We start from the raw sequence: 19,023 nt of genomic DNA, 5'->3' as shown, positions 1-19,023 counted from the left end.
AGCTCGGCGCGCATCAGCAGCGCCATCACGCCGCCGATGACGAAGAACGCGAACGACGTCGCCAGGTACAGCGTGCCGATCGTCTTGTGATCCGTCGTCGTCAGCCACTTGACCACGACACTGCCGCGGTTCTGGCGCCTGACCGGCAGCTCGTCCTGGTAGTGGGACCCTGCTGCCGCGGCACCCTGGGGTTCGTTGAGGATGCTCACAGGTTGTTCGTCTCCCGGTTCTTCTCGTGGCTCGTCTGCGCGATGCCGGCAGGAACGTAACCGTTCTGCTGCTTGTCCACGAGGTCCTTGAGGTGCTGCTCGTAGCGCTCCGGGGAGACCACCTTCACGTTGAACAGCATCCGAGAGTGGTCGACGCCGCAGAGCTCGGCGCACTTGCCCATGAAGGTGCCCTCCTTGTTGGGGGTCACCTCGAAGGCGTTGGTGTGGCCCGGGATGACGTCCTGCTTCATGAGGAACGGCACCACCCAGAAGGAGTGGATGACGTCACGCGAGGTGAGGACGAAGCGGACCGTCTTGCCCTTGGGCAGCCACAGGGTCGGGCCCGGGTTGCCCGTCTGCGGGTTCCGCGTGCCGGGGGTGCCGCAGTCGTAGACGCCGCCGGCGCCTGCCGGGAAGTCCTTCTTGAAGCGGTCCGGGATCGCGTCCAGGTCCTTCGAGGTCTTCGCGTCCCCGGTGGAACCGGCGACCGGCTCGATGTAGTTGAAGCACCAGCTCCACTGGAAGCCGACCACGTTGACCGTGACGTCGGGCTTCTTCTTGAGGCTGAGGAGCTCGGACTCGTCACGGGCGGTGAAGTAGAACAGCACCGAGACGATGATGAGCGGAACCACGGTGTACAGCGCCTCGATGGGCATGTTGTACCGGGTCTGCGGAGGAACTTCGACCTTGGTGCGGCTGCGCCGGTGGAAGAAAGCACTCCACAGGATCAGACCCCACACCAGCACGCCGACGGCGAGCGCAGCCGCCCAGGAACCCTGCCACAGGGAGAGGATCCGGGGAGCCTCTTCCGTGGTCGGGGTGGGCATACCAAGGCGGGGGAAGTCTTCCCAGTTGTACGAGCAACCGGTGGCTGTCGCCAAGACCAGGCCCGCGGTCAGTGCCTGCAGCAGCTTCCGCCGCATCGGGCGCCGCGGCGAGCGGTCGGAGCCGTTGGGACTCACGTAGCGCCTTCCCGAGAGTCTCGCCCGCGCGGTCGGCTGCGGCCTGGCCTTCTCGCTGGTCGGTCGCCGCCCTGCGTCGGGCAGGGGTTTGGATGTTTATGCGGACCAAACCCTAGCCGACGCCTTCCGGGGGTTCTCGGGGAGGGGTGCCTACTCACTCGGGTGGTTCGCTGAATTGGCGGCTGCGGGCTGTTTGTAGCTGTTCGCGCAGTTCCCCGCGCCCCCGAGGTCCGCCTTCCCCGGGGACGTTCTAGCGTTGCCGTGTGGCCTACTTCGATGCTGCTTCCAGTGCTCCGCTTCATCCCGTCGCCCGGCAGGCGCTGCTGGCCTCGTTCGACGAGGGGTGGGCGGATCCCGCGCGGCTGTACAGGGAGGGGCGGCGGGCCCGGGTGCTGCTGGACGCGGCGCGGGAGGCCGCCGCCGAGGCGGTGGGATGCCGGCCGGACGAACTGACCTTCACCGCGTCCGGAACCCGTGCCGTGCACACGGGGATTGCCGGGGCGCTGGCCGGGCGGAGGCGGATCGGGAGTCACCTGATCGTGTCCGCGGTCGAACACTCCTCTGTACTGCATTCGGCGGAGCTCCTGGAGGCGGCCGGGGGGAGCGTCACCCGGGTCGCGGTGGACCGCACCGGGTCGGTGGCCCCGGCGGCCTACGGCGATGCCCTGCGCGCGGACACGGCGTTGGCGTGTCTGCAGTCGGCCAATCACGAGGTGGGGACCGAGCAGCCCGTCGGGGCGGTGGCCGAGCTGTGCCGTGCGGCCGGGGTGCCGTTGCTGGTGGATGCGGCGCAGTCCCTGGGGTGGGGGCCGGTCGCAGGGGACTGGTCGCTGCTCACGGCCAGTGCGCACAAGTGGGGTGGGCCGTCCGGTGTGGGGCTGCTCGCCGTGCGCAAGGGGGTGCGGTTCGCGGCGCAAGAGCCGGTGGACGAGAGGGAGTCGGGGCGGGCGCCCGGTTTCGAGAACATCCCGGCGATCGTGGCGGCGGCCGCCTCGCTCAGGGCCGTACGGGCGGAGGCGGCCGAGGAGGCACGGCGCCTGCGGGAGCTGACGGACCGGATCCGGGCACGGGTGCCGCGGCTGGTGACCGACGCCGAGGTCGTCGGTGATCCGGTGCGCCGGCTGCCCGGGGTCGTCACCTTCTCGTGCCTCTACGTCGACGGCGAGGCCCTGCTGCACGAGCTGGACCGCGAGGGCTTCTCGGTCTCGTCCGGTTCGTCCTGCACGAGCAGCACGCTGACCCCGAGCCACGTCCTGCGGGCGATGGGCGTGCTGAGTGAAGGGAATGTGCGGGTGTCGCTGCCGCCGGGGGCGGCCGAGGAGGACGTGGAGAGGTTCCTGGAAGTGCTTCCCCGGACGGTGGCGGCGGTGCGGGAGAAGCTGGGGGCGCCGGTTTTGGAGACGGTGGTGCGGGAGGCCGACGTGCTCGTCGTGGACTCCCTGGGCAAGCGGTGCCCGATCCCGGTGATCGAGCTGGCGAAGGTCGTCGGCGATGTGCCCGTGGGCGGGCTGGTCCGGGTCCTGTCGGACGACGAGGCGGCCCGCCTGGACATCCCGGCGTGGTGCGAGATGCGGGGCCAGGAGTACGTGGGCGAGGAGCCGGCGGACCAGGGAACGGCGTATGTGGTCCGCCGGGTGAGCTGACCGGCCGGCTCTTCGGGGGGGGCGGGGCCGTGCCGGCATGCGGCTGCCGCCGCGGGGCGCGGCCGGCCACCACGCCCCCGCGGACGGAAGATCAGCCCAGATGAGCCCGGACCTCTTCGGCGGCCTCATCGCCGTACGCCTTGGTGAACCGCTCCATGAAGTGCCCGCGCCGCAGCTGGTACTCCTGCGTCCCCACCGTCTCGATGACGAGGGTCGCCAGCATGCAGCCGACCTGCGCGGCACGCTCCAGGGAGACGCCCCAGGCCAGGCCCGACATGAACCCCGCGCGGAAGGCGTCGCCGACGCCCGTCGGGTCGGCCTTGCGCTCCTCGTCGGGCGTTCCGACCTCGATCGGGTCCTCGCCGACCCGCTCGATGCGCACGCCGCGCGCGCCGAGGGTGGTCACGCGGTGGCCGACGCGGGACAGAATCTCCGCGTCGCTCCAGCCGGTCTTGGTCTCGATGAGGCCCTTCTCGTACTCGTTGGAGAACAGGTACGTCGCCCCGTCCAGCAGGATGCGGATCTCCTCGCCGTCCATGCGCGCGATCTGCTGCGAGAAGTCGGCGGCGAACGGGATCGACCGGGAGCGGCACTCCTCGGTGTGGCGGAGCATCGCCTCCGGGTCGTCGGCGCCGATGGAGACCAGGTCGAGGCCGCCCACGCGGTCGGCGACGGTCTTCAGCTCGATGAGGCGGGCCTCGCTCATGGCGCCGGTGTAGAAGGAGCCGATCTGGTTGTGGTCGGCGTCGGTCGTGCACACGAAGCGTGCGGTGTGCAGCGTGTCGGAGATGCGGACGGACTCCGTGTCCACACCGTGCCGGTCGAGCCAGGCCCGGTACTCGTCGAAGTCCGCGCCCGCGGCGCCGACCAGGATCGGGCGGGTGCCGAGCTGTCCCATGCCGAACGCGATGTTCGCGGCGACGCCGCCTCGGCGCACGTCGAGCTTGTCGACCAGGAACGACAGCGAGACCGTGTGCAGCTGGTCCGCTACGAACTGGTCGGCGAAGCGGCCGGGGAAGGTCATGAGGTGGTCGGTGGCGATGGAGCCGGTGACTGCGATGCGCACGGCGTGGATTCTCCTGTGGGAGGCGGACCTTGTCGGTTCACGCTATCGGGTGGGCGGGACGGCTCTGAAGGCATCGAAACTACCCGATAGTAGATCTTTCTCGGTGAGCTCGACCGTGCATACGGTGCCGTTATGACGAACCTCAAGGTCCATGCGCCCGTTCCGGTCGATCTCGAGGGCGATCTGGCGTCGCTGCCGGGTGACGGGGCGCGGATGGCTCCGCACTGGGCGGTCCCCCGGATCGTCTCGCGTCCGGTGTCCCCGGCTCTGATCCACGGCGTGTCCGTGCCCCCGGCGTCGGCACGGCTGCTCGACGCCATGTCCGACTACGGGGACTGAACGGCGCGCACGCGGGAACCGTGTGCTCCCCCGCTGCGTCCCATCGCTGTCCCCCGTAAAGGGGAGGCGGGATACGACCCACCAGCGGTCCGGGTACGACCGGGCCGGGTCCCATGGGACAGCTGTGCAGCCGAAGGAGCGATGCGGTGAACACCGAGCCACCCGACAACGACGACGTCAGGGAAGCGGCCGACGCTCCCGCCGATGCCGCTCCGCAGACCGAGGCGCGCGGCACGGAGAAGGCCGGGGCGTCGACGGAGGCTGACGTGTCGGCGGAGGCCGGGGCGTCCGCCGAGGCCGATGTCCCGGCGGGCGTCGGGGCGTCGGCGGAGGACGGGGAGCCGACGGAGAACGGAGAGTCGGCGGAGGCCGACGACACCGGTGTGACCGGCGGGACTCCCGACGCCGCCGACGGTGAGACACCGGCCGCCGAGGCGGAGCCGGCCGAGACCGACGAGCCGGGAGCAGCTGCTCCGGCCGTCGCTGAGCCCGGCGCGCCCGAAGAGGCCGCCGAGACGGCTGCGCCCCACGAGGCCGCGGAGACGGCTGTTCCCGAAGAGGCCGCGGAGACGACTGCACCCCAAGAGGCCGCGGAGACAACTGCACCCGAAGAGGCCGCGGAGGTGGCTGCGGCCGAAGGGCGGCAGGGCGACGACGAGCCGTCCCCGGATCGCGAGGCCGTCGCCGAGGGCGCGGACCTGGCGGAAGCCCGCTCCGCCTCGGCGGCGGCACCCGCAGCCGCACCCGCAGCCGCACCCGCACCCGCACCCGAATCCACTCCTGCGCCCCCTCATGAAGCCGCCGCGGACGAAACCGAGGCGCGGGTGGCACGCCCCCGTGTCGCTCCCGCGCCGGTCCGCGAACTGCCCCGCGACGAGGAAGACCTGGTCCGGCACGGTGGTGGCCGGTCGCGTACGCCCGCGATCATCGCCTCCGTCGCCGCCGCCGTGCTGCTGATCGGCGGCGGCGGGGCCTGGCTCGCCTCCAACGCCTCCAGCGGGCCGGGGGACGGCACGACGTCCGGTGCACCCGGCGGGGACGGCACTCCCCCGCCGCTCGCGCTCGACGGTTACTCGGAGTCCACGGCCGGCGGCGGCAACGGCATCGCGCCCGGCGAACCCAATCCCTACGGCGCCACCTACCGGCTCGGCGGTCCCCTGCCCGACGGCCCCGCCAAGGCGCCGGTGTACCGGGCGCGGGGCGAGGTCGGCAAGGCTGACGTGGCCCGGCTGGCGAAGGCCCTCGGGGTCGAGGGGGCGCCGGTGGCGCAGGGCGAGGTCTGGAGGATCGGCGGCCAGGACGGGTCGGGGCCGAGCCTCCAGGTCAACCAGCAGGCCCCGGGGTCCTGGACGTTCAGCCGGTACGCGCCGGGGACCGACAACTGCAAGGGCACCGACACCTGCACGGCCCCGCAGTCCGATGGCACTCCGGTGAGCGAAGAGGTCGCCCGGAAGGCGGCCGCGCCCGTGCTGAAGGCGGCGGGTCAGGACGACGCGAAGGTCGACGCGAGCCAGGTCACGGGGGCACAGCGGGTGGTCAACGCCGCTCCCGTCGTCGGCGGACTGCCCACCCACGGCTGGCCGACGGGGATCACGGTCGGCCAGGACGGCGCGGTCGTCGGCGGCACCGGTCAGCTGAAGGCACCGGTGAAGGGCGACACATACCCGGTGGTCAGCGCCGAGAAGGCGCTGGAGCTGATGAACGGGCAGCCGAAGAAGGACCACCGGATGGGCATCGGCGGCTGCGCCGGCCCCGTGCCGCTGAAGGACCGGCTGGAGCAGCCCTGTGAGCAGCCGTCGGGCGGTGCCTCCGGGCAGGACACGGTGACCGTCGAGGGCGCGGTGTTCGGGCTGGCCGCGCACGTCGTGGACGGACGGCAGGCGCTGGTGCCGTCCTGGCTGTTCGAAGTGACGGCGCCGGGCGCGAAGGACCCGTTCACGGTGACCTACCCGGCGGTGGAGCCGGAGTACCTGGTCTCCCCCGAGCCGAACGAGCCGAGCGACCAGCCGTCGTCGGCGCCCGGTCCGCGCGAGGTGAAGGTGGACGGCTATCGGGCCGAGGGCGCGGAGCTGACGGTGTCCTTCACCGGCGGGGTGTGCTCCGACTACGACGTGAAGGCGAGCGAGAAGGGCGACGAGGTGACGGTCACCGTGACGTCGACCCCGTGGCCTGACAAGGTCTGCGTCATGATCGCCAAGCAGTTCCAGAAGACCGTGCAGCTGGAGGCGCCGCTCGGCGACCGGGCGGTCGTCGACGCGGACGGCAAGGCCGTCCCGCTGGCGAAGGACGGCGCGCGGCTGCCGGCTCCCCCGACACGGGAGCGGTAGGCACGGCCGTACGGCACGAAGGCGGCGGCCCCCCTCGGAGGGGGCCGCCGCCTTCGTCGTGTCCACGGCCGCCGGTGGCGGCTCGGCGGGCTCAGCTGAAGGAGTCGCCGCAGGCGCAGGAGCCCGTCGCGTTCGGGTTGTCGATCGTGAAGCCCTGCTTCTCGATGGTGTCCACGAAGTCGATCGTGGCACCGCCCAGGTACGGGGCGCTCATGCGGTCGGTGACGACCTTCACACCGCCGAAGTCCTTCTCCACGTCGCCGTCGAGGGCGCGCTCGTCGAAGAAGAGCTGGTAGCGCAGGCCGGAGCAGCCGCCGGGCTGGACGGCGACGCGCAGCGCGAGGTCCTCGCGGCCCTCCTGGTCGAGCAGTGCCTTGACCTTGGACGCGGCGGCGTCGGTCAGGATGATGCCGTCGGTGACGGTGCTGGTCTCGTCCGATACGGACATCTACATCTCTCCCGGGTTGTACGGAGACTGCTTGCCGACGGTTGCAACCGGCGGGACCGCGGATTCATTCCGGGCCGGGCGCTCGATCTCGGCCCCTTTTCATGCTCGCACACGCGCCGGGAACCGGAAAACGGCTCTTTCCGGGTCTTCCCGGGAATGTACGGGGGCTCGCCGGGATTCACGTCACACAGACGCTATGGCCATCGTCAAAGTGACGTGAAGCGGTTATGATAGATAGCGTCAAATCGACGAAAAGTCGCAGAAACAGAAAGGGTGCGTGTCGTGACCACCGCCCAGCCCCAGGAGCTCGACGTCCAGCCGACGCCCCTCGCCCTGCTGCTCCTCGGCCGTGAGGCCGACCCGAAGAGCGAGCGCGGTGTGGAGTGTCCCGGCGACCTGCCCTCGCCGTCCGACCCGGACCTGGTGGAACGCGCCCGCAAGGCGAAGGAGAAGCTCGGGGACAAGGTCTTCGTGCTCGGCCACCACTACCAGCGTGACGAGGTCATCCAGTTCGCCGATGTGACGGGTGACTCGTTCAAGCTCGCCCGGGACGCGGCCGCCCGCCCGGAGGCCGAGTACATCGTGTTCTGCGGCGTCCACTTCATGGCGGAGTCGGCGGACATCCTGACGTCCGACGACCAGAAGGTCGTGCTGCCCGACCTCGCCGCCGGCTGCTCGATGGCCGACATGGCGACGGCCGAGCAGGTCGCCGAGTGCTGGGACGTGCTGACCGAGGCCGGCATAGCCGAGCAGGTCGTGCCCGTCTCCTACATGAACTCCTCGGCCGACATCAAGGCGTTCACCGGCAAGCACGGCGGCACGATCTGCACCTCGTCCAACGCCAAGCGGGCCCTGGACTGGGCCTTCGAGCAGGGCGAGAAGGTGCTCTTCCTGCCGGACCAGCACCTCGGCCGCAACACCGCCGTGCGCGACATGGGCATGTCCCTGGAGGACTGCGTCGTCTACAGCCCGCACAAGCCGAACGGCGGCCTGACCGCCGACGAGCTGCGCGCGGCCAGGATGATCCTGTGGCGCGGCCACTGCTCGGTGCACGGCCGCTTCAGCCTGGACTCGGTGAACGACGTGCGCGCGCGCATCCCGGGCGTGAACGTCCTGGTGCACCCCGAGTGCAAGCACGAGGTCGTGGCCGCGGCGGACTACGTTGGCTCGACCGAGTACATCATCAAGGCCCTGGAGGCCGCGCCGGCCGGCTCCAAGTGGGCCATCGGCACCGAGCTGAACCTGGTCCGCCGCCTCGCGAACCGTTTCGCGCCGGAGGACAAGGAGATCGTCTTCCTCGACAAGACGGTCTGCTTCTGCTCGACCATGAACCGCATCGACCTCCCGCACCTGGTCTGGGCCCTGGAGTCGCTGGCCGAGGGCAACCTCGTCAACCGCATCGAGGTGGACAAGGAGACGGAGGCCTTCGCGAAGCTGGCACTGGAGCGGATGCTGGCGCTGCCGTAGCCGTCCTGTCCCCCGTCACCCCGAGCGCGGTTTCCGCTCGGGGTGCGCGGGGTCGAGACTGAAGACCGTGCCGTCGGGCGTGGAGGCGACCAGAGCACCGTCGAGGGCTCCCACCTCGGTGGCGCCCCAGTCGGTGTCGTAGCGCGCGGCCCGTGGCAGCGTCTCCCAGAGCTGGGTGCCCTTCTTCGCGTCGAGCGCCCCGACACGCCCGCTGGCACTGCTCAGGTACACGGCCCGGGCCCGCGGGTCGTACGTCGCCTCGCTCGGCCGCTCCAGGCTGGTCGGGGTCTTCCACAGCGGCCTGCCGGTCCCGGCGGAGACGGCGGTGACCTGCCCGTTCGACGCGGCGAACCACAAGGTGCCGTCCGCCAGCGACACCTGTCCCCCGTACTCCTCGGACAGTTTCGTGGTGCGGTGGGCCCCGGTGCGGGGATCCACCGTCCGGATCGCCGCGTACGGTGCGTCCTGGCCCACGAGCAGGTTTCCGTCCTCGTCCTCCTTGGAGTCCAGGAACAGGAGCCGGCCGTCGAGAGCGCCGAGGAGGCCGGCCTTCGCCGGGACGGTCAGCCGCCGGTCCCGGCCGTCGGCGCGGCCGGCTTCGACGACCAGGGAGGGGCCCTCCGCCTCCGGGACGCATTGGAGGTACAGCCGCTCGCCCACTCCCGTGGCCCCGCAGTAGTGACGGGCGGGCAGCCGCTGCGTCCAGCGCGCGGCTCCGCCGCGGGGGGAGCGGGCGGTCACGGAGGTGCCGTCGCCCTCCGGGAGCACGACAAGGCCGCCGTACAGCACCGGATCGATCCGCTCCGCGTTCACCGCGCGCTGCCAGAGCGACTCACCGGTGCCGGTGTCGAAGGCGAGGATCCGGTTCGGCCCCTCGCCCTGCGGTTCCTGCTGCACCACCACCGCGTCGTCGACGACGCCGAGGATCTTGAACCTGGCGAAGTCGTCGCCGGTGACGGACGCCGCCGGACCGGTGCGCCAGACGGTCGCCCCCGTCCTGCCGTCCAGCCGTACGGGCAGGATCCCGTCGCCCGCGCAGTACACGGCGCGTTCGTGAACGCGGCACTGGGGCCCGCCCCGCGTCGCTCCGCCCTCCCGCCGGTCGGGCGCCGTGCGCACTCCGCGCCCGGCCGTCTCGTACACCGTCGTCTGCCAGGGCCGCCATCCGGCCGGCGGCGCCGCCCATCGGGACGGGGAGGAACCGGGCCTGTCGCCGCTCAACGCCATGCCGGGGCCCAGTGTCAGATAGACCGTCAGACCCAGGACGACCGCACCGGCCGCGCCCGTCACGACCGGCAGCCGCCGAGCGCGCCGGCGGAGCCGGCCGGCCCGCTGCGGGGCCGCGGTCACGGGGCGGACGGGCTCGACGGCCGTGAGCCCGTCCGCGTGGAGGGGCATGGTGGCCGGATCGCTGTCCACCGGCTCGGGCAGGACGGCCGCCAGCTCCCGGGCCAGCTCGTCGAGTCCGGGCCGGTCCCCCGGCTCCTTGGACAGGCAGCGCTCCAGCAGGGCGCGCAGCGGCCCGCCGGCGTCCTCCAGCACGGGTTCGTGGTGCACCACCCGGTACGCGGTCAGATAGGGGCTGTCCGCGTCGAAGGGGCCACGCCCGGTCACGGCGTACACCAGCAGGGACCCGAGCGAGAAGACGTCCGACGCCGGGCCGACCGCGCGGGCGTCGACGAGCTGTTCGGGGGACATGAAGGGCGGTGTGCCGATCATCTGGCCGGTCTCGGTGAGCGTCTGGTGGTTCTCCGCCGCTCGGGAGATGCCGAAGTCGATGACGCGCGGGCCGTCCTCGGCCAGCAGGACGTTGGCCGGCTTCAGATCCCGGTGCACCACCCCGGCCCGGTGGATGTCGCGCAGCGCCTCGACCAGGCCCAGGGCCAGCCGGCGCAGCTCGGAGCCGGTGAGGGCGCCCCGGTCACGGACCCGGTGTGCCAGGGAGGACCCCGCCACGTACTGGGTGGCCATCCAGGGCCGCGCCGCGTCGGGGTCGGCGTCCAGGACCGGCGCGGTGAAGGCACCGCTGACCTTGCGTACGGCCGCGATCTCCTGCCGGAACCGGCTGCGGAAGACCGGGTCCTCGGCGTACTGGGCGTGCACCACCTTCAGGGCCACGACACGGCCCGACCGCGCCCTGCCCCGGTAGACCACTCCCATGCCCCCGGCCCCCAGCCGGTCGACCAGCCGGTAGCCGCCGACCGACTTCGGGTCGTCCCTGTGCAGCGGCACGCCCGAAACCCCTTCCCCCGTAGTGGCGTTCGCGATCCACAGGATACGGAACCGCGCAACGCAGCGGCCGGGCACCGGCCCCGGAGGGTCGGTGCCCGGCCGCCGTGGTCAAGCCGTCACACGTTCGCGGGCTCCGGCTCCGCCGCGTCCGTCCGCCGGGCCGAGAGGCCCTTCTTCGCCGCGCGCTTCTTCGCCCGGCGCTCCTTGCGGAGTTCGACCATCGCGTAGAGGGTCGGGACGAGCAGCAGGGTGAGCAGCGTCGACGTCACCAGGCCGCCGATCACGACCACGGCCAGCGGCTGGGCGATGAAGCCGCCCTCGCCGGTGATGCCGAGGGCCATCGGCAGCAGGGCGAAGATCGTCGCCAGGGCGGTCATGAGGATCGGGCGCAGCCGGTGCCGGCCGCCCTCGATCACGGCCTCGACGACGCCGTGGCCCCGCTTGCGGTACTGGTTGATCAGGTCGATCAGCACGATCGCGTTCGTCACCACGATGCCGATCAGCATCAGCATGCCGATCATCGCCGGGACGCCCATCGGGGTGCCGGTGGCGATCAGCAGGCCGATCGCGCCGGTGGCGGCGAACGGGATGGAGACCAGCAGGATCAGCGGCTGGATCAGGGACCGGAAGGTGCCGACCAGCAGCATGAAGACGATCGCGATGGCGGCGAGCATCGCCAGGCCCAGGTTGGCGAACGCCTCGTCCTGGTCCTCGGAGACACCGCCGATCGACGCCGTGGCGCCGTCGGGGAGCTTCAGCGCGTCGATCTTCGACTGGAGCTGGGCGCTGACCGCGCCGGTGTTGTCGCCGGTCGGCTTCGCGGTGATGGTGGCCGCTCGCCGGCCGTCGATGCGGGTCATGGAGACCGGCCCGTCGACCTGCTTCACCGTGGCGATGTCGCCGAGCTTCACCGCTCCGCCCAGGCGCAGGTTCTGAAGCTGCTTCAGGGTGGTGGCGGGCTTCGCCGAGCGGATGACGACGTCGCGCTCGGTGTCGTCCAGGACCGCCTTCGCCACGGTGGTGCCGCGGACGGCCTGGGCGACGACCGCGCCGAGGGTCTGGTCGTCGAAACCGGCCGCGGCGGCCTTGTCGTTGGCCTTGACCGAGATGCGGGGCACGCTGGTCGCCAGGTCGCTGGAGACGTCCGTGACGTCGTCGAGGGAGGCGACCGTCTTGCGGACCTCCTCGGACGCCGTGCGCAGGACGCCGGCGTCGGCGGCCTTCACGACCACGCTGAGGTCCTGGCTGGCGAAGCCGTCACCGGCGGCGACCGTGGTCGTGCCGATGCCCTTCAGGCCGGCCAGGCCCTTCTCGATGCTGTCCTGGACGTCCTCGTAGGACGCCGAGTCGTCCAGCATCACCTGGTACGAGGCCTGGTTGGTGTCCGTGCCGCCGCCGAACGCCGCCATGAAGCCGGACGAGCCGACCGTGACCTGGTAGTCCTTCACGCCCTTGGTGCCGGCGAGCAGTTGCTCGACCTTCTTCGCCCGGGCGTTCGTCGCGGCCAGGCTGGTGCCGGGCTTCAGCTCCTGCTTGACGGTGAGGACTTCCTGCTCGCCCTGGTCGAAGAAGTTCGTCTTCAGCAGCGGCGCCATGCCGAACGTGCCGACCAGGACGACGATCGCGAGGGCCACGCTGGTGAGGCGGCGGCGGGTCGCGAAGCGCAGGACGGGGACGTAGACACGCTGGAGGCGGCTCCTGGCCTCCTTCTCCTCCGCGATCCGGCGCGCCTCCTCCGCGTCCTCGGGGGTGCCCTTCGGGGGGCGCAGGAACCAGTACGACAGGACCGGCACGACCGTCAGGGAGACGAGGAGGGACGCCAGCAGCGCGGCCGTGACGGTGAGGCTGAACGAGCCGAAGAGCTCGCCCACCATGCCGCCGACCAGGCCGATCGGCAGGAACACCGCGACCGTGGTGAGCGTCGAGGACGTCACCGCTCCGGCGACCTCGCGCACGGCGTTGAGGATGGCCGAGTGGCGCTCCTCGCCGTAGCCGAGGTGGCGCTTGATGTTCTCCAGGACCACGATCGAGTCGTCGACGACCCGGCCGATGGCGATGGTCAGCGCGCCCAGGGTGAGGACGTTCAGCGACAGGTCGCGCGTCCACAGCACGATCAGGGCGAGGACCACGGACAGCGGGATGGACACCGCGGTCACGAGGGTGGAGCGGATCGAGGCCAGGAAGACCAGGATCACCAGCACGGCGAAGAGCAGTCCGAGCGCGCCCTCCGTGGTCAGGCCCTCGATGGACTTGGACACGGCCGGGCCCTGGTCGCTGACGACCGTGAGGGTCGCGCCGGAGCCGAGGTCCTTGCGAAGGTCCGGGAGCTTGTCCTGGACGGCGTCGGAGATGGCGACCGCGCTGCCGTCGCGGTCCATGGTGACGGCGACGGAGAGGCTGGGCTTGCCGTCGGTGCGGGTGATGGAGTCGGCCGTGGCCTCCTGCTGCTTCACCGTGGCGACGTCGCCGAGGCGGGCCGGCTTGCCCTTGCCGGGCTCGCCCTTGACCATCAGGTCGCGGATCTGCTCCACCGAGGTGAGCCCGCCGCCGACCTGGACGGTGCGGTTGGCGCCGCCCTCGTCGAAGGAGCCCGCCGGGACGGTCGCGCCGCCCGCCTTCAGGGCCTCGCCGAGGGACTGAGCGGTCAGGCCGGCCTTCGCCAGCTTCGCGTCGTCGGGCGTGACGGTGACCTGGACGTCGCGCACGCCGTCGACGGTGACCTGGCCGACGCCGTCGATGCTCTTCAGGTCCGGCACGACCGTCTTGTCGAGCTGGTCGGCCAGGGCCTGCTGGTCGCGGCCGGAGGTGACGGCCAGGACGACGGTCGGGATGTCGTCCGTGGAGCCGGCGATGACCTGCGGGTCGACGTCGTCCGGGAGCTGCACGCGGGCCCGGTTGACGGCCTGCTGGACGTCGGCGACCAACTGCTTGGTGTCGTTGCCGTAGTCGAAGGACGCCATGATCACGGCGTTGCCCTCGCCGGCGGTGGAGGTGATGCCGCTGATGCCGTCGACGGCTTCGAGGGTGTCCTCGATGGGTTCGACGACCTGCTTCTCGACCACGTCCGGGGACGCGCCCTGGTAAGGCGCCAGCACGGACACCATGGGCAGTTCGATGGTGGGCAGCAGCTGCTGCTTGAGCTGGGGTATCGCGATCGCCCCGAAGACGAGCGCGATGATCGACATCAGCCCGATCAAGGCCCGTTGCGCGAGGCTGAACCTGGACAGCCAGGACATGGGTGAAGGTCTCTCTTCTGTTTAACGGCAGAAGCGGCAGCGGACGCGCAGATGAGCGCCCGCCCCTACACCCTGAGCCATGCGGGAACCGGGTTTCGTAGGCCCCAGGTCCAAATCCTTATGCGGCGCATACTCCGGCCGCAGTACGCCCGGGTCGGGTTCACTCCACCCTTGGACGGACCAGGCCGGACTCGTAGGCGGTGACCACGAGCTGGGCGCGGTCCCGGGCGCCGAGCTTGGCCATGGCCCGGTTGACGTGGGTCTTCACCGTCAGCGGGCTGACTTCGAGGCGCTCGGCGATCTCGTCGTTGGAGTGCCCGCCGGCGACCTGGACCAGCACCTCGCGCTCCCGGACGGTGAGCGAGTCGAGCCGTTCACCGCGGGCCGGGTCGCGGTCGCCGTCGGCCGGGTCCTGCGTGGCGAGGAACCGGGCGATCAGGCCCGTGGTCGCCGCCGGGGACAGCAGCGCCTGGCCGCCCGCGGCGATGCGGATGGCGTTCAGCAGTTCCTCGGGTTCGGAGCCCTTGCCGAGGAAGCCGGAGGCGCCCGCGCGCAGCGACTGCACGACGTAGTCGTCGACCTCGAAGGTCGTCAGGATGACCACCCGGACGTCGGCGAGGTCGGGGTCGGCGCTGATCATGCGGGTCGCGGCGAGACCGTCCGTGCCGGGCATGCGGATGTCCATGAGTACGACGTCGGCGTGCTGCTCCTTCGTCAGCCGGACCGCTTCCGCGCCGTCTGCGGCCTCGCCGACCACCTCCATGTCGGGCTCGGAGTCGACGAGCACGCGAAAGGCGCTGCGCAGCAGCGCCTGGTCGTCGGCGAGCAGGACACGGATGGTCATGCGGGGTCCTCCCCGGTCGGTGTGCGGTTCTTCAACGGCAGGATGGCATGGACGCGGAAACCGTCGCCGTAGCGGGGACCGGTGGTGAGGGTGCCGCGCAGGGCGGTGACGCGTTCGCGCATGCCGAGCAGTCCGTGGCCGCCGCCGTCGTGGTTCCCGTGCTCGTCCGCGCGCTCGCCGCTGCCGTCGTCGAGCACGGTGATCTCGATGTTCGGTCCGACGCGGACGACGCTGACCTCCGCCTTGGCCTTGGGCCCGGCGTGCTTCTGCACGTTGGTGAGGGCCTCCTGGATGATCCGGTAGGCGGCCAGGTCGACCGCCGCGGGCAGGGGGGTGTCCTGGTCGGCGCGGGCGACCTCGATGTGCAGGCCGGCGTTGCGGAAGGTGCCGGTGAGTTCGTCGAGGCGGTCCAGTCCCGGGGCGGGTTCGGTGGGGGCCTCGGGGTCGTCGGACTGCCGGAGCAGGCCGACCGTGGCGCGCAGTTCGTTGAGCGCGGAGCGGCTGGCCTCGCGGACGTGCCCGAGGGCCTCCTTGGCCTGGTCGGGGCGCTTGTCCATGACGTGGGCGGCGACTCCGGCCTGGACGTTGACCAGGGCGATGTGGTGGGCGACGACGTCGTGCAGGTCGCGGGCGATGCGCAGGCGTTCCTCGGCGACGCGGCGGCGGGCCTCCTCCTCGCGGGTGCGTTCCGCCTTCTCGGCGCGTTCTCTGATCGCCTGGACGAAGGCGCGGCGGCTGCGGACGGCGTCGCCGGCGGTGGCGCCGATCCCCGTCCAGGCGAAGATTCCGAGGTTCTCCTGGGCGTACCAGGGCAGGGGGCCCGCGGCCATGGCGGCGCCGGTCAGCACGGTCATGGTGAGCAGGCCGACGCGCCAGGTGGTGGGGCGGTCGGTGGTGGAGGCGACGGTGTAGAGCGCGATGACGGCGGACATCGCGACGGGGGTGCGGGGGTCGCCGGTGAGGGACTCGATGACGGAGAGGGTGCCGGTGAGGGCGAGGACCGTCATGGGGGCGCGGCGGCGGAAGACCAGGGCCGCGGCACCGAAGGTCATGAGGAGGAGGCTGAGCGGGTCAGGGGTGCGCAGGGCCCAGCTCACGCTGTCGCGGTGCCTGGGTTCCACGAACGAGCCGGCGACCATGCAGACGAGGACGGCGGCGGCCAGGACGGCGTCCATGGCCAGGGGATGCGCTTTGGCCCGGCATCTGGCCCGCGCGAGGGTGCTCACGGCTGTTTACGGTAGCTGGGCGGGGTGTGCAGGGATATGGGTGCCGGGTGTGAGGTGCTCGGCATCGGGGCTGAGGGCGGAGCGAGTGCGCAACCCGGCGGAGCGGGGTGCCGTCCGCGCCCACCTCCCCCGAGCTCTCGGCTTCGCTCGGGCAGGGGGGACCCCCATCGCCCCGAGCGGCACGACTGCCCGCGGACCACTAACCCGGGATCAAGCCGTCGTCGCTGAGGAGCTCCCGGACTTCCTCCAAGGTCGCGTCGGGGGACGGCAGGATCAGTTCCGAAGGTTCCAGGGAGTCGTCCGGGAGGGGGGCGCCCAGGTCGCGGACCCTGGTCAGGAGGGCCAGGAGGGTGCGGCGGAAGCCGGGGCCGTCGCCGTTCTCCATCTCCGCCAGGAGTTCGTCGTCCAGCCTGTTCAGCTCGGCGAGGTGGCCGTCGGCCAGGCTCACCTGGCCCTCCCCCATGATCCGTACGATCATGTCGCCCTCCTAGGCGTGGACCCCTACTGCTTGTCGAAGCGCGGTGTGTCCTGCGGCTGCTGCTGGGACTGCTGCTGGCTCGTGCCGCCTTCGATGGCCTGCTGGCCGCTGCTCGACCCTCCGGCCAGCTCGGCCTTCATGCGCTGAAGCTCCAGCTCTACATCCGTACCACCGGAGAGCCGGTCCAGCTCGGCCTGGATGTCGTCCTTGTGCATGCCGGAGGGGTCGTCGAGGGCGCCGGAGGCGAGCAGCTCGTCGATGGCGCCGGCGCGGGCCTGGAGCTGTGCCGTCTTGTCCTCGGCGCGCTGGATGGCCAGGCCGACGTCGCCCATCTCCTCGGAGATGCCGGAGAAGGCCTCGCCGATCCGGGTCTGCGCCTGAGCGGCGGTGTACGTCGCCTTGATGGTCTCCTTCTTCGTACGGAAGGCGTCGACCTTGGCCTGGAGCCGCTGGGCCGCGAGGGTGAGCTTCTCCTCCTCGCCCTGGAGCGTCGCGTGCTGGGTCTCCAGGTCGGTCACCTGCTGCTGGAGCGCGGCCCGGCGGGAGAGCGCTTCGCGGGCCAGGTCCTCACGGCCCAGCGCGAGCGCCTTGCGGCCCTGGTCCTCCAGCTTGCCGGACTGCGACTGGAGCTGATTCAGCTGAAGCTCCAGGCGCTTGCGGGAGGTCGCCACGTCGGCGACGCCACGGCGGACCTTCTGCAGCAGCTCCAGCTGCTTCTGGTACGAGTAATCGAGGGTCTCGCGCGGGTCCTCGGCCCGGTCAAGGGCCTTGTTCGCCTTCGCGCGGAAGATCATCCCCATACGCTTCATGACACCGCTCATGGGCTTCGCGCGCCCCCTTCTGACCGACTCCGGCAGCTGCTCCTGCGACAGAACCCACAGTACGGGCCCTGCATCCATTACCGCACTGTTCGGGGACGCATGCGCTCATCCCCAAGGACGACTGCGTGCCCTCCCGCTCCGGCGTAGGGAGTAGGTGGTCCCCGGGGTCACCGGAGCCGTACACCCCCGAGAACATCCGGAGACGTACGCAACGTCCCCTCTGTCCCCTTACTGACGACTGGTGTTGCCGGATCGTTCCCCACGGGGCTGGGGTCCATGCCCGGAAGCCCTTACCCTTGGGTTTTGTGTTCCGTAGCCGTGCGAAGGATGAGAAGGCCCAGGACGCCGACAAGGCGCCGGTGACCGACTCCAGTCAGCCCCGTCACCCCGAGGCCCCGAAGGGCCGCCCCACGCCCAAGCGCAGTGCGGCCCAGTCGCAGCGCCGCAGCGTGGCCAACACGTCGACGACGCGCAAGGAGGCCGCCAAGCGACAGCGCGAGGAGCGCCGTGCCGCGATGGAGCGGCAGCGCCAGGCGCTGGCGAGCGGCGACGAGCGGTATCTGCCCGCGCGTGACAAGGGGCCGGTCCGCCGGTTCGCGCGCGACTTCGTCGACTCCCGGTTCAACATCGCGGAGTTCTTCCTGCCGATGGCCGTGGTCATCCTCGTGCTGAGCATGGTGCGGGTGGCGTCGCTGCAGAACATCGCGCTGCTGCTGTGGCTCGTGGTGATCGTGCTGATCGTGCTCGACTCGTTCGTGACGTCGTTCCGTCTGAAGAAGCAGCTGAACGAGCGCTTCGCGGGTGAGAACAAGCGCGGCGCCGTCGCCTACGCCCTGATGCGCTCGCTCCAGATGCGTCGGCTCCGGCTGCCGAAGCCGCAGGTCAAGCGTGGAGAGCGGCCCTGACCACGACGCCGTTCTCCGGGGGTGCGGCGGATGCCTGGCTGGACAAGCTGGGCGGGCTGCGCGATGTCGTCCGGCAGGAGCTGGTGGCCCGCCAGCTGGACGAGCAGATAGTCGGCCGGTTCCCGGTCGGCCGGCGCCTGCGGGTGCTGGACGTGGGGATGGGCCAGGGCACGCAGGCGCTGCGGCTGGCCCGGGCCGGTCACCAGGTGACCGGTCTGGAGCAGGACGCGACGATGGTCGCCGTGGCCCGGGAGTCCCTCGCCGGGGAACCGGAGGGCATCCGGGAGCGGATGCGGATCATCGAGGGCGACGGCCGGGACACCGGCGTGCACTTCCTGCCGGGCAGTTTCGACGTGGTGCTGTGCCACGGCGTCCTGATGTACGTCGAGGAGCCCGATCCGCTGCTGGCGGGGCTCGCACGGATGCTCGCACCGGGCGGGCTGCTGTCCCTGCTGGTGCGCAACGGCGACGCGCTCGCGATCCGGCCGGGCCTGTCGGGTGACTGGTCGGGGGCGCTGGCGGCCTTCGACACCGTCTCCTACCGAAACCGGCTGGGGCTCGACGTACGGGCCGACCGGCTGAAGGACCTGACGGCGACGCTCGCGGGGATCGGTGCGCCGCTGCACGCCTGGTACGGGGTGCGGGTGTTCACCGACACGGCGGCGGACGGCGCGGAGGTGCCGGCCGACGTGGAGACACTGCTCGCGGTGGAGGAGAAGGCCGGGCGGACGGATCCGTACCGCGGGGTGGCGGCGCTGCTGCACCTGTGCGGTGTGCGCGGCTGACACCCGGAAGGTGATGGGCGAGGGCCGTGGCCCCC

15 protein-coding genes and 1 pseudogene are annotated in these 19,023 nt (G+C 71.5%); 6 read left to right on the top strand and 10 right to left on the bottom strand.

From position 1 onward, the window contains the following. Positions 1-209: pseudogene (locus ACIQU3_RS28505) on the bottom strand (cytochrome ubiquinol oxidase subunit I); the annotation flags it as partial. After that, positions 206-1,171, bottom strand: a complete 966-nt coding sequence (gene coxB / locus ACIQU3_RS28500; RefSeq protein WP_030837547.1) for a cytochrome c oxidase subunit II — start codon at positions 1,169-1,171, stop codon at positions 206-208. The pseudogene ACIQU3_RS28505 and the gene coxB, both read right to left, overlap by 4 nt. A 263-nt stretch (positions 1,172-1,434) precedes the next feature. Here coxB and ACIQU3_RS28495 point away from each other — a divergent pair, with 263 nt between their 5' ends. Further along, on the top strand, positions 1,435-2,814 hold the full coding sequence (locus ACIQU3_RS28495; RefSeq protein ID WP_403928327.1) for a cysteine desulfurase/sulfurtransferase TusA family protein: 1,380 nt from the start codon (positions 1,435-1,437) through the stop codon (positions 2,812-2,814). Between the two features lie 91 nt (positions 2,815-2,905). On the opposite strand, the gene ACIQU3_RS28490 is transcribed toward ACIQU3_RS28495, so the two are convergent. After that, positions 2,906-3,880: a carbohydrate kinase family protein gene (locus ACIQU3_RS28490; protein WP_403732454.1), complete on the bottom strand. Its 975-nt coding sequence runs from the start codon at positions 3,878-3,880 to the stop codon at positions 2,906-2,908. Positions 3,881-4,012: 132 nt separating this feature from the next. On the opposite strand from ACIQU3_RS28490, the gene ACIQU3_RS28485 reads away from it, so the two are divergent. After that, positions 4,013-4,219, top strand: a complete 207-nt coding sequence (locus ACIQU3_RS28485) for a hypothetical protein (RefSeq protein WP_403732451.1) — start codon at positions 4,013-4,015, stop codon at positions 4,217-4,219. Between the two features lie 146 nt (positions 4,220-4,365). Beyond that, positions 4,366-6,546: a hypothetical protein gene (locus tag ACIQU3_RS28480; RefSeq protein ID WP_403928324.1), complete on the top strand. Its 2,181-nt coding sequence runs from the start codon at positions 4,366-4,368 to the stop codon at positions 6,544-6,546. 91 nt (positions 6,547-6,637) lie between these two features. Here the strand turns inward: ACIQU3_RS28480 and ACIQU3_RS28475 are convergent, their stop codons facing one another. After that, positions 6,638-6,994 (bottom strand): iron-sulfur cluster assembly accessory protein, encoded by a 357-nt coding sequence (locus ACIQU3_RS28475; protein ID WP_031109243.1) that lies wholly within the window; start codon positions 6,992-6,994, stop codon positions 6,638-6,640. A gap of 282 nt (positions 6,995-7,276) precedes the next feature. Between ACIQU3_RS28475 and nadA the strand changes: the two genes are divergently transcribed. Then, positions 7,277-8,461: a quinolinate synthase NadA gene (nadA, locus tag ACIQU3_RS28470; protein ID WP_403928321.1), complete on the top strand. Its 1,185-nt coding sequence runs from the start codon at positions 7,277-7,279 to the stop codon at positions 8,459-8,461. 15 nt (positions 8,462-8,476) lie between these two features. Here nadA and ACIQU3_RS28465 read toward each other — a convergent pair whose 3' ends face one another. The 6 genes from ACIQU3_RS28465 to ACIQU3_RS28440 form a co-directional block, all read right to left on the bottom strand. Further along, on the bottom strand, positions 8,477-10,693 hold the full coding sequence (locus ACIQU3_RS28465) for a protein kinase (protein ID WP_403928318.1): 2,217 nt from the start codon (positions 10,691-10,693) through the stop codon (positions 8,477-8,479). Positions 10,694-10,809: 116 nt separating this feature from the next. Next, positions 10,810-13,929 carry an efflux RND transporter permease subunit gene (locus tag ACIQU3_RS28460; protein WP_403732440.1) on the bottom strand — a complete coding sequence of 1,040 codons (3,120 nt, stop codon included), beginning with the start codon at positions 13,927-13,929 and terminating at the stop codon, positions 10,810-10,812. Between the two features lie 160 nt (positions 13,930-14,089). After that, positions 14,090-14,773 (bottom strand): response regulator, encoded by a 684-nt coding sequence (locus ACIQU3_RS28455; RefSeq protein ID WP_403732437.1) that lies wholly within the window; start codon positions 14,771-14,773, stop codon positions 14,090-14,092. Beyond that, on the bottom strand, positions 14,770-15,999 hold the full coding sequence (locus tag ACIQU3_RS28450) for a sensor histidine kinase (RefSeq protein ID WP_403928315.1): 1,230 nt from the start codon (positions 15,997-15,999) through the stop codon (positions 14,770-14,772). The genes ACIQU3_RS28455 and ACIQU3_RS28450 overlap by 4 nt, the downstream gene beginning before the upstream one ends. Positions 16,000-16,198: 199 nt before the next feature. Continuing rightward, positions 16,199-16,477: a hypothetical protein gene (locus tag ACIQU3_RS28445; RefSeq protein ID WP_403928313.1), complete on the bottom strand. Its 279-nt coding sequence runs from the start codon at positions 16,475-16,477 to the stop codon at positions 16,199-16,201. A 23-nt stretch (positions 16,478-16,500) separates the two neighbouring features. Beyond that, on the bottom strand, positions 16,501-17,286 hold the full coding sequence (locus ACIQU3_RS28440) for a PspA/IM30 family protein (RefSeq protein ID WP_366718322.1): 786 nt from the start codon (positions 17,284-17,286) through the stop codon (positions 16,501-16,503). A gap of 317 nt (positions 17,287-17,603) precedes the next feature. Here ACIQU3_RS28440 and ACIQU3_RS28435 point away from each other — a divergent pair, with 317 nt between their 5' ends. Together ACIQU3_RS28435 and ACIQU3_RS28430 are read left to right on the top strand one after the other, a co-directional pair. Further along, complete coding sequence (locus tag ACIQU3_RS28435; protein WP_366718324.1) at positions 17,604-18,203, top strand: DUF3043 domain-containing protein; 600 nt, start codon at positions 17,604-17,606, stop codon at positions 18,201-18,203. Between the two features lie 83 nt (positions 18,204-18,286). After that, positions 18,287-18,988, top strand: a complete 702-nt coding sequence (locus ACIQU3_RS28430) for a class I SAM-dependent methyltransferase (protein WP_403732425.1) — start codon at positions 18,287-18,289, stop codon at positions 18,986-18,988. The last annotated feature ends 35 nt before the right edge of the window (positions 18,989-19,023 follow it).

The sequence above is a fragment of the Streptomyces sp. NPDC101110 genome (genome assembly GCF_044759525.1).
Taxonomy (GTDB): domain Bacteria; phylum Actinomycetota; class Actinomycetes; order Streptomycetales; family Streptomycetaceae; genus Streptomyces.
The sequence above is the reverse complement of the archived record's forward strand: the minus strand, read 5'-3'. Positions and strand labels throughout refer to the sequence as shown.